This window comes from Companilactobacillus keshanensis (assembly GCF_003946205.1).
Lineage (GTDB): Bacteria > Bacillota > Bacilli > Lactobacillales > Lactobacillaceae > Companilactobacillus > Companilactobacillus keshanensis.
Genome location: NZ_RHOS01000005.1, coordinates 46,411 through 60,707, shown reverse-complemented (window position 1 = coordinate 60,707; position 14,297 = coordinate 46,411). Strand labels below are relative to the sequence as shown.

13 protein-coding genes are annotated in these 14,297 nt (G+C 34.1%); 7 read left to right on the top strand and 6 right to left on the bottom strand.

The genetic code is table 11. The annotated features are described in order from the left end of the window. Positions 1-9: 9 nt before the first annotated feature. Together EKM64_RS04315 and rbsU are read left to right on the top strand one after the other, a co-directional pair. Positions 10-945 carry a manganese-dependent inorganic pyrophosphatase gene (locus EKM64_RS04315; protein ID WP_125675962.1) on the top strand — a complete coding sequence of 312 codons (936 nt, stop codon included), beginning with the start codon at positions 10-12 and terminating at the stop codon, positions 943-945. 198 nt (positions 946-1,143) lie between these two features. Beyond that, positions 1,144-2,031, top strand: a complete 888-nt coding sequence (rbsU, locus tag EKM64_RS04310; RefSeq protein ID WP_125675960.1) for a ribose/proton symporter RbsU — start codon at positions 1,144-1,146, stop codon at positions 2,029-2,031. Positions 2,032-2,283: 252 nt separating this feature from the next. On the opposite strand, the gene EKM64_RS04305 is transcribed toward rbsU, so the two are convergent. From EKM64_RS04305 to EKM64_RS04295, 3 genes are read right to left on the bottom strand one after another with little or no spacing between them, the layout of a single operon-like run. Then, positions 2,284-2,847 carry an LOG family protein gene (locus EKM64_RS04305; RefSeq protein ID WP_125675958.1) on the bottom strand — a complete coding sequence of 188 codons (564 nt, stop codon included), beginning with the start codon at positions 2,845-2,847 and terminating at the stop codon, positions 2,284-2,286. Next, positions 2,848-3,690, bottom strand: coding sequence for a phage integrase N-terminal SAM-like domain-containing protein (locus EKM64_RS04300; RefSeq protein ID WP_125675956.1), 843 nt, complete (start codon positions 3,688-3,690; stop codon positions 2,848-2,850). It lies immediately after the preceding gene. Further along, entirely contained in the window at positions 3,683-4,252 is a 570-nt protein-coding gene (locus tag EKM64_RS04295; protein ID WP_125675954.1) for a bifunctional transcriptional activator/DNA repair enzyme AdaA, read from the bottom strand. The genes EKM64_RS04300 and EKM64_RS04295 overlap by 8 nt, the downstream gene beginning before the upstream one ends. A 77-nt stretch (positions 4,253-4,329) precedes the next feature. On the opposite strand from EKM64_RS04295, the gene EKM64_RS04290 reads away from it, so the two are divergent. The 4 genes from EKM64_RS04290 (at position 4,330) to xerS (ending at position 9,681) form a co-directional block, all read left to right on the top strand. Next, the gene (locus EKM64_RS04290) at positions 4,330-4,842 is read left to right on the top strand and encodes a methylated-DNA--[protein]-cysteine S-methyltransferase (protein ID WP_125675952.1); all 513 of its coding nucleotides are present in this window, start codon (positions 4,330-4,332) and stop codon (positions 4,840-4,842) included. Then, positions 4,829-5,602 (top strand): HAD family hydrolase, encoded by a 774-nt coding sequence (locus EKM64_RS04285; protein ID WP_125675950.1) that lies wholly within the window; start codon positions 4,829-4,831, stop codon positions 5,600-5,602. The genes EKM64_RS04290 and EKM64_RS04285 overlap by 14 nt, the downstream gene beginning before the upstream one ends. A 58-nt stretch (positions 5,603-5,660) precedes the next feature. Next, positions 5,661-7,469 (top strand): DNA helicase RecQ, encoded by a 1,809-nt coding sequence (recQ, locus tag EKM64_RS04280; protein ID WP_125675948.1) that lies wholly within the window; start codon positions 5,661-5,663, stop codon positions 7,467-7,469. 1,147 nt (positions 7,470-8,616) lie between these two features. Continuing rightward, the gene (xerS, locus tag EKM64_RS04275) at positions 8,617-9,681 is read left to right on the top strand and encodes a tyrosine recombinase XerS (RefSeq protein WP_125675946.1); all 1,065 of its coding nucleotides are present in this window, start codon (positions 8,617-8,619) and stop codon (positions 9,679-9,681) included. Positions 9,682-9,881: 200 nt separating this feature from the next. Here xerS and EKM64_RS04270 read toward each other — a convergent pair whose 3' ends face one another. Next, a complete protein-coding gene (locus tag EKM64_RS04270; protein ID WP_125675944.1) occupies positions 9,882-10,313 on the bottom strand; it encodes a MarR family winged helix-turn-helix transcriptional regulator in 432 nt (143 codons plus the stop codon). Between the two features lie 124 nt (positions 10,314-10,437). Here EKM64_RS04270 and EKM64_RS04265 point away from each other — a divergent pair, with 124 nt between their 5' ends. Further along, positions 10,438-11,796: a DHA2 family efflux MFS transporter permease subunit gene (locus tag EKM64_RS04265; protein WP_164505295.1), complete on the top strand. Its 1,359-nt coding sequence runs from the start codon at positions 10,438-10,440 to the stop codon at positions 11,794-11,796. A gap of 194 nt (positions 11,797-11,990) precedes the next feature. Here EKM64_RS04265 and EKM64_RS04260 read toward each other — a convergent pair whose 3' ends face one another. Both EKM64_RS04260 and EKM64_RS04255 read right to left on the bottom strand, forming a co-directional pair. Beyond that, positions 11,991-13,214: a CAP domain-containing protein gene (locus EKM64_RS04260; protein WP_125675940.1), complete on the bottom strand. Its 1,224-nt coding sequence runs from the start codon at positions 13,212-13,214 to the stop codon at positions 11,991-11,993. 115 nt (positions 13,215-13,329) lie between these two features. Next, positions 13,330-14,196, bottom strand: a complete 867-nt coding sequence (locus tag EKM64_RS04255; RefSeq protein ID WP_125675938.1) for a DegV family protein — start codon at positions 14,194-14,196, stop codon at positions 13,330-13,332. Positions 14,197-14,297 lie beyond the last annotated feature (101 nt).

Below are 14,297 nucleotides of genomic sequence, written 5' to 3'. Positions count from 1 at the left end.
AAATTTTAAATGACTAAAGAAAAAGAATTAGTTTTTGGACACAAAAATCCGGATACGGATGCTGTCGTTGCAGCCATCTCATATTCGTATTTACAAAATCAACTAGGTTTCAATACTGAGGCTGTTGCTTTGGGTGAACCTAATGAAGAAACAAAATATGTTTTTGACAAGTTCGATGCTAAATATCCTCGTGTTATTTCAGCTGCCAATGGTGAAGTTAAATCAGTTATGCTTGTTGACCATAACGAAAGACAACAAAGCTTAGATGATATTGAAGATCTAACAGTTACTCACGTTGTTGATCACCACAGAATTGCAAACTTTGATACAGCAAATCCTCTATTTTATCGTGCACAACCAGTTGGATGTACAAGTACAATTCTTTGGGAAATGTATGCAGAAGAAGATGTTGAAGTTCCCGCTAATTTAGCTGGTTTGATGGCTTCCGCTATTATTTCAGATACATTACTATTAAAATCACCTACAACAACCGATGAAGATAAAGCAGCTTTGAAGAGCTTGTCTGAAACAGCTGGTATCGACTATGAATCATATGGTCTTGATATGTTGAAGGCTGGTACAAATCTTGATAGCAAGTCAACTAAAGAATTAATTGATATGGATGCTAAGAGTTTTGATATGAACGGTAAGAGTGTAAGAATAGCTCAAGTAAATACTGTTGATATCGCTGATACTTTGAAACGTGAATCAGAATTTACTGCTGATATTAAGGCTGAGAATGAAAAAGAAGGCTACAATCTTTTCATTCTATTAATCACAAACATTCTTACAAGTGACACAACTGGGTTGGTATTAGGCGATGAAAGCGCTATCTCGGTTTTCGAAAAATCACTTGATACAAAAATTGAGAATAATAAGGCCTCATTACCTGGCGTAGTATCACGCAAGAAGCAAGTTGTTCCTCCATTGAATGAAAACTTCTAAAAACCAATTTTACAAATTATTTCATGAAAATTAAAGATACAAAAAATCACTAAAAATATTTGTGAATTTAGAGATTATTTTCTTGAAAACGTTATCTCGAGTATGTATAATACAATTATCGTCAAAAACTGCTGGATTTTTTCGAAATCTAGCAGTTTTTCTATTGGCGTTTTTATTTAAGAAAAAGGGAGTTTTTAAATGAATGCATTAAATATTTTAATTGGTCTTGTGCCAATGATCGGTTGGGGACTATTTCCAGTTCCGACCGGTAAATTTGGTGGTAAGCCGATTAATCAAATCCTTGGGGCAACATATGGAACATTAATAATGGCCATTGTTGTAGCCGTCTTTAAACAAACTCCTCTAATTGGTGGTAAAGAATTTCTATTTACCTTTATCTCTGGAGCATGCTGGTCGCTGGGACAGATATTAGTCTTTTATGCATTTACCGAAATGGGTGTTTCAAGAACAATGCCTATTTCAACTGGATTTCAGTTGATCGGTGCATCACTTTGGGGTGTATTGGTTCTAGGAGAGTGGTCAAATCCCAGTGCTAAGATGATCGGATTCCTTTCGATTTTATTGATTATTGTAGGTGTGTATCTAACAACTTATGGTGAGAATAAAACTAAAGAGAGTGGATCTAGCGCTGTTAAAGGACTATTGTTAGTCTTGCTCGCTGAAGCAGGATATCTAGGATATTCAGCTTTTCCACAAGCAATTGATGTTGACGGATTCCAAGCATTTCTACCACAGGCATTAGGCATGGCCGTCGTTGCCACAATTTTTGCCTTAGCTACAAAAAGCAATCGAGATTCCAAACCATTTACCACGAAGAGTTCATACACTAATATCATTAGTGGTTTCTTCTTTGCTTTAGCTGCTTTAACATATTTGATCTCAGCTCGTCCTGATGTTAATGGACTGGCCACAGGATTTACCCTTTCTCAGATGAGCGTAATTATTGCTACTTTGGGTGGTATATTCGTACTACATGAAAAGAAAACTAAAAAAGAAATGGTTGCAGTTCTGTCAGGATTAGCCTTGGTAGTTGTAGCCGGAATTATTACAGCCTTTATTAAATAAAAAAGCCACATCAGAAAAAATTCTGGTGTGGTTTTTTATTTATCAGGGAATTGATGGAATTTATTGATATTTCAAATTTATACAAATTAATCTTAAAATTGGGAGGGATTTATCATTTAACAATCGAGGGGGGAAATTAAATGATATATATATTTAAGGAGTATTCAGTCAGATAAGAGATTCATTTATCCTATCTGACACTGTTAATATAGTACCATTAGTCTCAGAAGTAAAATAATATGTTTAAACAAATTAAAAACGTCTAATTGGTGGTACCTGATAGCCCGATATGAATTTTTCTATTTCGTCTAATGAGTCAGAAAATAGTAATGCTTTTCTAGCGTATGCATCTAAAAATCCATTATCAGTCATAGTATCAAAAAAATGTTCCAGAGCATCATAATAATGTGCAACATTGTAAAAGATACAGGGGTTGTTATTGTCACCGATTCTAGACCAGGAATAGGCCTCTGATATTTCCTCTAAAGTCCCGGGTCCACCAGGCAAAGCAATGCTGGCAACGGAGTCTTTTAACATGAGCGTTTTTCTAGTATCCATTCCGTCAACAATATCTAATTTAGATAGTTTTTCATGCGTCAGATCTCGATTATTCAGGGTTTCGGTGATGATTCCATGAACATAACCATTATCTTCCAAAACTGTATCGGCAATCACGCCCATCAGGCCAAAATGACCGCCACCATAGGTCAATCCATAATTATTTTTTACGATCCAGTGACCTAAATCTATTGCACTTTGTTTGAAGATATCTCTGTTACCTGATGCGGCTCCGCAATATACAGCAATATTTTTCATTTAATCTTGCTCCTTATGTAATGTAAAATTGGTCTCCCGTTTTAAACGACGGTAATACAAAATAGATGCTGTATCTAAGGTGTTCAGTGCGCGTTGTTGATCTTTTGATATGTGTTTAGTACTTAAGGCAATTAGTATAAAGGTCGTGTAGAGTTTTTTTGGTGCTAAATCGAGTTTTAATGCTTCACCGTCAGTTTTTAAATCTCTGTGTAGGGCAGGTATGGACAGTAAAGGTGAATTAGCAGCCTTATTTCTACTTAAAAATAAATTGTCGTTTTTCCAATAAGATTTGTAAGGTTCAATAAATGCTTGGTATATATTTAAAAATTTCTTTTCAAATTGAATGAAACCTAACTGATTGAATTTTTTGTAAAAATCTGGTGCCAGAGCCTCTTTATAGGTAAATCCTTTAGATATAATAAGAATAAGTAAACGAGTATAGACACTAATCTCCTTATTAAGATACTTGGGTAATTCCAAAAATATTTCAACGGGAAAATCAGATTGTTTAGGTACAGTGATACTATTTACATATAATGTTGGGATCTCAATGGATTTTTTAATTCCAAAAATATATTTGAAGTAAACATTTAGATTGCTGACTACCTTATTGATCGTACTAGGGCTTAATTCCAAATTAGTCAGCATAAAATTCTTGAATTCACGAACATCTAATTCATGAATATCCTTTATATCTTCGGATATTTTGTATTCTGAATTGTGTTCGATCACAAATGCAAAAAAGTCATTCAGTGAATTGTTATATTCAATCTTAGCACGATTAGATATATGTCTAGTTTTTAAATAGGCGTCGAAACCAGCCTTAAAAGGTATTTTAACCATAAATGTCTCCCTTCAAATTTTGGCGGAATTCACTTGGAGTGATCCCAACTTGTTTCTTAAAAAAGGTCATAAAATATGTATCACTAGAAAAGCCACTATCGATAGATATTTTATTAATTGGTAATTCGGTTTCCTGTAATAAATTTTTAGCGTAATTTAGTCTGAGACCACTTAAATATGAAAGAGGCGTTTGATTAGTGATGTTCTTAAATGTTCTTTGTAGGTAGTAGGGACTACCATGACAATCTTCGGCAATTGTATTGAGATTTAATTTTTTCTTAAAGTTAAGTTCCAAATATGATTTTACTTGAACGATCCATTCTTCGTTAGATAATCTGATTCCATGTGGATGACACCTTTTACAAGGACGAAATCCCATTGACTGCGCCTCTTGAATAGTCTTAAAAATAATGACATTTTCTCTGTTAGGATTTTTTGAATTACAAGATGGTTTGCAAAATATCTTTGTAGTAGTGACGCCGTAATAAAATTTTCCATCTAATTGACTATTATTATTTATGATTTCATTCCACTTCTTATCAGTTAATAGATGTTTTTTCATAAAGTCCTCAATTAAAAAGCAAGATTTTTAAGTGAATTATAGCATATAATATAGCCATTACAAAGTAGGTGTATAAGATGGCAAAAGAAATCTTCTATTCGAAAACAAGAATAAATAATAGAGAGTATTTAATAGCATCAACAAATTTGGGCTTGGCCTTTGTAGGATGTCAAAATGGGAATATGGATGAGTTGAATAGTTTCTTTAAACACGACAAGTTAATTTATGACGAGGGACTTAATAAAACTTATGTAGAGGAATTAAAAGAATATCTATCCGGTGTGAGAACTACATTTGATATAAGGTTAGATGTCAGTGGAACAGAATTTCAAAAGCAAGTCTGGAAGCAATTACAGAGAATACCTTATGGTCAGTCGAGCAGTTATTCTAGAATTGCTAAAAAAATTAATCGTCCTAATGCCGTAAGGGCGGTGGGAACAGCCATTGGTAAAAATCCTGTATCGATCATTGTTCCATGTCATCGTGTTTTGGCTAAGAACGGTACTCTGGGCGGATACCGAGGTGGATTAGCTATGAAACAAGAACTGCTGAACTTGGAAAAAGGGGTCATTGAACATGTCGCAATATAAATTAGCTTTTTTTGATATAGATGGAACATTAGCTTCACATAATGATCCTAAGATTAAGTCCAGTATGGTTGACAGAGTACCAGAATCAACAAGACTAGCTATAAAAGAGTTAAAAAAGTCAGGTATCGAACCAATAATTGCTACGGGTAGAAATCACGGTATGATAAGAGATTTGTTGCAGAGTTTGAACATCAGTAGCTTCATTGCAAATAATGGACGTTACGTAGTATTTAATGATCAAACAATTGCTCATGATGTTTTTTCAAGAGACCACCTACAAGAAATTGTTAAGTATTTTAAGTCCAAGCATATAGATTACTGTTTTGAGACGAATGATCATTTATATCTTAATAAGAGTTCAAAATTTCTTGATGACGGTGCAATGGATCTGGACAAAATACCTGACGGAGAAATTCCAGATAAAGTTATCCAGATGATTGTTCGGAGTAAAGAATCATTTGATATACCAATAGGCGGTATTGAGGCTGTTAAAGTTGCCCCAGGAGTTTTTGATATTACTATGGAAAACTCAAATAAGGCAGTTGGAATAGATAAAATTCTTTCAGCTATGAAGATAAGAGTGGGAGAGACGCTTGCCTTTGGAGATGAAGAGAATGACATCGAAATGTTTGAGAAAGCAGGATACACGATTGCCATGGGAAATGGAATACCACAAATCAAGAAATTAGCAGATTTTGTCACGACCGATGTGAACGATGATGGCATTTGGAATGCTTGTATTGCTCTGAAATTGTTTTAGAGTAAGAGTATTAGTGATATTCTATTAACTGTATATCTAAAAATAGGGAGTTTTTAAGTTGAACGATCCACAGTCCATACTAAAATCAACCTTTGGTTATGATGATTTTCGTAATGGCCAAAGAGAAATAATTGATCGTGTATTAGCAGGTAAAAGATCACTAGGCATTATGCCAACTGGTGGTGGTAAATCAATTTGTTACCAGATTCCGGCAATAATGTTTTCAGGTCTCACATTGGTTATATCCCCATTGATCTCACTAATGAAGGATCAAGTGGATAGTTTAAATGAATTGAATATTCCAGCGACTTTTATAAATAGTACTTTGGAATATCACGATTTAGAAGAAAGAATGCGCTATATTGAATCTGGAGCAGTTAAATTACTGTACGCTGCACCAGAAAAAATAGAAAATCCTGATTTTTATAGCTGGTTGACACAATTGCCAATAGATTTATTAGCAATCGATGAAGCCCATGTATTGTCATCTTGGGGACATGATTTTCGTCCTAGTTATTTGAATATCATTAAACCGTTAAATGAATTGCCTAGTAATCCTGCCTGGTTGGCACTTACAGCTACTGCTACTGACCAAGTTCAAGAAGATTTGATGTCTATTTTGAACGTTAGTGATGAAAATGTCATTAAGACTGGCTTCGCTAGAACTAATTTGGCACTTAAGGTTGAACGTGGAGTAGATAAATTTTCTTATGTGCTGAATTACGTTAAATCACATGCAAATGAGTCTGGGATAATCTACGCTGGACGAAGAAAAGACGTTGATAAACTCTATGATTATCTAAAAGATAGAGGTATAAATGTAGGAAAGTATCATGCCGGTTTAAGTGATGAAGAACGCCATGATCAGCAAGAGGCTTTCTTATTTGATAAAGTTGATGTGATTATTGCTACCAATGCTTTTGGTATGGGGATCAATAAAACTAACGTTAGATATGTGTTACATTTTACTATTCCTGGAACGATTGAGAACTATTATCAAGAGGTTGGTAGAGCTGGACGTGATGGCCTTCCGGCGGAAGCAGTATTGCTGTACACTCCTGCTGATTTACGGTTGCATATGTTCTTTATTGAACGTTCAGAAGCTGATGATACATATAAACAAAGTCTGAATGTTAAATTAAGAAAAATGAATCAATATGCAAAAACTGAAAAATGTTTAATGCAGTTTATCTTGAATTACTTTGGAGAAAAAACAAGCCAGGTCTGCGGTCACTGTTCAAATTGTTTGGATAATCGCGATATTACTGATGTAACCAGTGATGCTCAAAAGATTCTCAGCTGTATCGTTAGAATGAAGCAAAATTACGGTAAGAAGGTTATTTCCCGTGTTTTAGCCGGAAAAGACGATGTTGCTAACGATTGGCACAAATTCGGACAGCTACCAACCTTTGGACTATTAAAAGATTGGACGTTGAAATCAATTAGTGAATTCATTGATTTCTTAATAGCAAATGGATTTTTACAAATGACCAATGGTACTTATCCTGTTTTGAAACTTACTGAGAATGGTGCCTCAGCCCTTAAGGGCCATATAGTAGTTGGTAGAAAGAATGTCGCAATACCTGAGAGTAGCAAGTCTATTGTTTCTGATGGTAGTTTTGATGAAGGGCTATTCGAAGAGCTTCGTAAACTACGCTTGCAGATTGCTCATGCTCAGGACTTACCACCATTTGTCATTTTTTCCGATAAGTCATTAAAGGACATGGCCCAACGTTTACCAAGTAATGATACCGAGTTTTTGCAAGTTAATGGTGTTGGTAATGCTAAACTTGAGCGCTATGGAACTAGATTTATGGAAATTATTAATAATTATCAAAAAAATGAAGTGGCAGTATCGAAATCCTAACGTAATTGTTAGGATTTTTTTGTTCAGTTTGTTAGAAGACATATCAAGATAAATGTTTTACGAAAACATTTTAAAAAAGAATCAAAAACCATAACTAACTTGCAAACGAAAAATACCGTTAACACAAATGATTACATTCTAAACGAATCTGAACTCTCATAGTTCATCTCAAACAATATATAAAAAGTCGGTGAACTTTTTTTAACCCAGTGCATAATACATAGCAAATGCACTTAGAGGACAATCAAATAAAATTTGGTAATCACGAAGAGGATATTTAGGAAATGAACGAAATGGCTACTTGAATTTAAAGAAAATAATTACTTCTTATAATACATATTATGTAACCTTAGTTAGAATTCAAATACTATTAGTCGAAATCGTTAATGCCCTGTTTACTTTTTGCTAATTGTTATGAATATTTTTAGTTCCTTACCAGATTTAAAAAAATACGGCAAATTGTCAATGCCAGTAAATAAATTATTGATCTAAAACCAGAGTATTTGTTTTAAAGATAGCTCTACATGTATTTATACTTGACTGATGACATCATTAACAATCGAATAGTTTTATTCTATAAGGCTACTCTGCTTGGCATTGGATGTTTTAATAGATGTTTTTTCTAACCAAAAATGGAATTCGTCTTAGGACCGTTGTATAAAATAACTACTTTTGGCATTGGTTGATTGTGTACTAGTAAATAAAAATCATATACCTGCTAACTGAAACTTTGACACTAAAGAATCTTAAGAGTTGGTCAAATCATTTATATCATTACTAGATAGTGCAAATTTTAATAAATATACTAACCAATTGCTAATCAGTAGTTTTATTTTGTCTAATCATTCCATGCTAATCAATGATTATAAATGCTTAAAATGGGACCAAAATGCCTTTACAGCAGTATCTATTATTATTAATGTTACTAGCATCATGTAACTAATGTATAAACTATAGAGAAAAATTTTAATATGTTTGAATTTTAAGGTAGATGTATAATTTCATATATTACTTTTAATTGAATACTTTCATTAAAACAAGTATTTTAAAGAAAGTATTGAGTGACAAATAGGTGGGGGACTTGCTTATTTTCACGTTCACCAGTATCATAAGGTTTTATAAGAACATACGTTTGGAGAAAAATTCTATGGAAAAACAACATTACCTAAAATTAATCGATGAAGAGCTTTCCAGTTCACCTTGGTATGTTAAAGAATACTATCAAGCAAAATCAACTATTCCTTTGTCACCAGCAACATTATACCAATATCTTACAGAATTTCGACGGTTCTTCAATTGGTTGATTAGTGAAAACATTGTCCCTGTAACCTCCCCCACTGATATTGATATTCAAGTATTAGCAAGGCTTAAAAAAGAAACTGTAGAACTATATAAGTCCGCTCTTCTTAATAAGACGAAATTAACGGGTGCTTCTGGTAGTCGAACACATCCAACAATCAATCGTTCGTTGAATGCCCTCTCGTCATTATTTAGGTATCTCACGGAGGACACTGAGGATGAAAATGGTGAAGCCTACTTTGACCGAAATGTTATGCATAAGATTTCATTGGTCAGAACAAGTGAAACCTATGCAACAAGAGCTGCTAATTTAAGGACAAAGCTTATGCTTGGAAATACTGATCACGATTATCTTGAATTTATTGATCATAAGTACGAATCTCACCTCTCATCCTCTCAGAGGCGTTATTTTTATCGCGATAAAAAACGCGATTTAGCAATAAATGCATTGTTACTGGGGAGTGGTCTTAGAGTATCAGAATCAGCTAATGCGGATCTTCACAATCTTAATCTAAAAACAGGAACAATTGGTGTTATCCGTAAAGGTGGTCAGCAAGACACCGTCCCAATAGCTCCCTGGACATTACCATATATTCAAGATTATATTGATCATCGGGCTGAAATATATCATGCGACAAGTGATGATCATGCTCTTTTTCTTAGTATTTATCGCGGACAGGCATCACGTATGCAAGCCAATTCGATGGAAAAAATGGTTGCTAAATATTCATCGGTGTTCAAGGTTCGTATTACGCCACATAAACTTCGTCACACACTTGCGTCTAAGTTGTATATGGCTACCAAAAATGAGCAATTAGTTGCAACTCAGCTTGGTCAAAACTCAACTAGTGCCACTGGTTTGTATACTCATATTATCGATGAAGAACAGCGCAAGGGATTGGACAAGATGTAGTTATAAAAATGTATTTTTTGAATTTTATTTATGACGTTAGAAGCCAAATTTTCTTTTTTAAGGAAGTTTGGTTTTTGTTTGATTTAAATATATATGATTTCTTCAAACCTTTTTCAATTAGTTGGGGAGTTAATCAAAATGTTATTTTTTTGAACAATGACTTTTATACTTCTATCAAATGTATCGACTGGAGCCGATGCTTATACCTGTTCTTTAAGTTTATTACTCAACATCTTTGACAGTTTTTGTAAACCGATTAAATTAGTTAAGTCAGCAGACTCGACTAACTGATTGAGAAAATGAAAGGTATCGTTAATCTTCTGAGCGATCTTTTCACCTTTTGGTAATAAAAAAACTTGTTTTTGGTGTGAATCTGACGGATTAACTCTCCGTACAATTAAATCTTGCTTTTCAAGTTTCTTTATCATGTTGGTTAGTGATGCCGGCTGTATATTCAAGTAGTTAGCTAAATTAATTTGATTAGTACCAGGTTCATTACTGACATAATGTAATAAACGAGCGTGATCCATTCGTAAATCAATATTGATTAATTGCTTCTGGATAACTTGTCCTTCAAGCTGTCCTATTTGATATATTAACTCTGCCGATGTTATTAAGTGTTCTTTAGACATTTCTATACCTCCTTTTATATTGTAAATAAAACATAGGATAATTGACTTAAAATATCAAGTGTTGTAGTATCGTTTTTGCATTAAAGTTGTATATACAACTTTAATGAAACAAAGGAGGTTCTTCATGTTAACAGCAAAAAAATACCACGTCAAAACGATTCTTTTCATCTTCATGCTTGGAGCGTTCATTTCTATTCTTAACCAAACTCTTTTGTTTACTGCATTCCCTGATATTATGACAACTTTTTCGGTTAGTAATAGCACTGTACAGTGGTTAACTACTGCATATATGCTAGTGAATGGTGTCTGGATACCTATAACCGCTTATCTGATTGGTCGTTTTACTACTCGCCAGTTAATGCTATTTGCACTAAGTTCTTTCACTCTTGGCACTTTACTTTCTGCAATTTCACCTACTTTTGAATTTCTGTTAATTTCTCGTCTAATTCAGGCGATTGGTGCGGGCATCATTATTCCGTTAATGCAAGTTGTTATGTTTACGATTATTAACAAAAACAAACATGGTGAAGTAATGGGCATTATTGGTCTAACAACTGGTTTTGCTCCTTTGGTTGGTCCGACCATTGCGGGTCTTATCATTACTAAAATGTCTTGGAGATATCTTTTCTGGTTAGCATTCCCGATAGGGGTTGCACTAATTTTCGCGACTTTGCTGGGCATGCAAAACGTTGGTTCCCCCAAGCGTCATGATAATCATATAGATTATCAATCTGTTACTTATTCAACACTCGGTTTTGGACTGCTACTTTATGGAACCGGTAGTTTTAATCAAAACATAGTGTTAGGTGCGATATTCATTGCTATTGGTGTATCTTTCATTATAGTTTTTATACATAGACAGTTAAATTTAGTCAAACCGATGCTTGATTTTAAGATTTTTAAAAACCGACAGTTTTCACTTTCATTAATCCTAGTTATTTTGTCCTTTGTTACTTTAATTGGTCCTCAAGCAATCATTCCAACTTTGGTACAAGCTGCTATGCACTATACTGCACTGACCTCTGCCATTGTCTTACTGCCAGGAGCACTTGCAAGCGGAATTACTTCACTTTTTGCGGGGCATTTATACGATCATATAGGTGCGAAGTTCCTTGGTGCCATTGGTAGCCTTATGGTCGCCATTTCGATGGTTCCCTTTTTATTTTTGAACATTCATAGTTCGTTAATTATGATGATAATTTGTCTGATTTTTAAAATGATTGGTAATAGTTTAGTGATGACACCATTGACAACGGAAGCCTTGAATGTACTACCTGACTCAATGTTAAAACACGGGACGGCTATGGTTAACACATTACGACAGGTTGGTGGTTCAATTGGTACAGGACTACTTGTAACAGTGCAATCTTATTTCGGAGAGCACTCGACCTTTGTAGGGGCGCGTGCATTTTTTGTCGTTATTATATTAATGGGTTTATTTCGTTTTGGAATTGCGTTGCAGTTGAAATCAACTAGTCATTAATTTTATTAAGGACTATAAAAGTAACCACTAAAATATGATTGAACATCTTAATTTACTGTTATAGTCTCTTACGAATTGGTTATGGGAATTTATTTAAATAAGTTTTTTAAAAATATTGTTTTCGTAAAACAAATAAATTTATCTATAGAAATATAAAAAAGACATTTGTCTTTCAAATGTCTTTAAATATTTAATTAATATGATAGATCTGCTGCCCTTAACCAAGCATTCGTACCAACACGATACATCTTTGCGCCTGTTGTTAAGTTAGTCGATCTACGATCTGTTAACCAACCTGAACCTGCTGCTAGATATTGCCCAGTCGGATTACCATAATCGTCATAGATTTGAGCATCTGAATTAGTTGTTACCGTTGTGCCAGCTAAGAATGTTGCCCATGGTAATACATCGTCTGCTAAAACAAAGCCATTAGTAGATACATGGAAATAGATATTATTATTGATGATGGCAATTATATCTGACGCCCAATCGGTATGTGGTTGTAAGGCTATACTGTCGTATTTGTTACCATCTCTATCATAAATACTGACATAGTTATCCTTAGTAGTTACACCACCACGTAAATCTACAATAGTATAATTATCCTTTGAAACGTAGTCTTTGTTTTGGCTTTGACGTTCGGAATCTGCTAAATCATAAGTTGAAACATTAGCAAAATCGTTATTATTAGTCAAATAATAGTTATACATATCACTAGAATCATATTTATCATTTGCTTCTTTATCATTACCTATTTCTTGTGAAAAATAAACCATACCATTTGATACAGTCACACCAATACCAATGTAATTAACATATGGGTTCAACATATTCTTACGGTGACCGTAATTAGGTTCTGGATCGTATTTTTCAACATAAAACTCATTAGTAATTTTTTGAGCAATTGTCGTTGGATCTGTTGTTCCTAAAATTGAGAAAGGAGTTTGAGCAATATTCTCTTCTGCACTTTGATTATAAGGATACATATTTGCTGAATTCCAGCCAGCGTGATCATCAACACCACTACTAATAAAACTATCAGTTCTGGATTGTGCATATGAATTCAATACATCAACAGAAGTCATGGGGCTTAATCCGTTTTGGGAGCGTAAGCGATTGACCTCAGTCAACATTGCATCTTTAACGGCACTTACATCGATATCATTAACACTTGATTGGGTAACGGCAGTTCGATTCTGACCCGTAGTTGAATCACTAGATCCGTTACTAGTAGTGGATTGATCAGAGTTGGTATTGGTATCAACTTGAGTATTTCCACTATCTGTACTATTTGTTGCTGTAGAAACCGTTGCATCGGAAGTAGTTGCCGTATCGGCAAACGCAGTTGTGCTAAATGACGTTGATAGTAGCACCCCTGAAGCTAATAGAACAGCTATCTTTTTAGTTTTTGAAAACATAATAATCCCCTTTCCTGATAGGAAAATAAACGATATATAAATAATATCTATAACCTATATTTTAATGTAAATGAGCAAAATAAAAAAGCCTAATCTGGCTTTAAAATTAATTACTTTATGATTTTTCAAAATCTCTGATCCAAGCAATGGCTAAAGCATCTTTTCCTAAGTGAGCTCCAATAACTGGTCCAAAATATGACCTGTCTAATGTCATCTCTGGATGGCGTTCTTTAAGATGTTTTGCCCAAATATCGCCTGATTCTTTATCGTCAGCATCAATTACTAGCAATCTTAGTGGATATTCCGAGTTTCCAATGGCTTTTTCTAGCTTTTCTTCGGCTTTTAGTTTAGCCTTTTTAATTGAACGTACTTTATCGTATGCGACAATTTTATGACTTTTATCATCAAATTCTAACAATGGTTTGATATTCAACATTGTACCAATTACGGCAGACGTATTTGATAAACGACCACCTTTAACTAAGTTTTTAAGATCATTAACTACAAATGATTCTCCAATTGAATCTCTAAGAGTATTTAGTCTATGAATAATCTCATCCAACGACTTATCCTCTTGAGCCATTTTAGCGGCTTCTTGGACCATGTATCCCATTAATCTAACTGTGATCCACGAGTCATATGGGACTACCTTAATGTTCTTAATTGAAGATGCGGCGCTCTTTAAATTATTAACAAACCCCGAAATGGTACTTGCTAAATGAATAGAAATTACGGTATCATAACCTTCTTTGGCTAATTTGTCGTAAATATTCATCATTTCGCCAATTGAAGGTTGTGCTGTAGATGGTAACTCTTTTGAGTTTTGTAAGAGTTCATAGAACTCTGAAGTGGTTATATCAATATCTTCACGATATGTCTGACTATCGAAAACTACCTCGATTGGAACTACTGTTATATGATACTTATCGACGATATCTTGTGGTAAGTACGATGTACTATCTGTAACGATGGCTATTTTCATAAAATTATCAATTCCTTGTTTTACTTACGTATAATGATTGTATGACCATTAGATTATATCATATTACTTTTGCCAATTTTTTACCACTCAGCAAAAAGCAG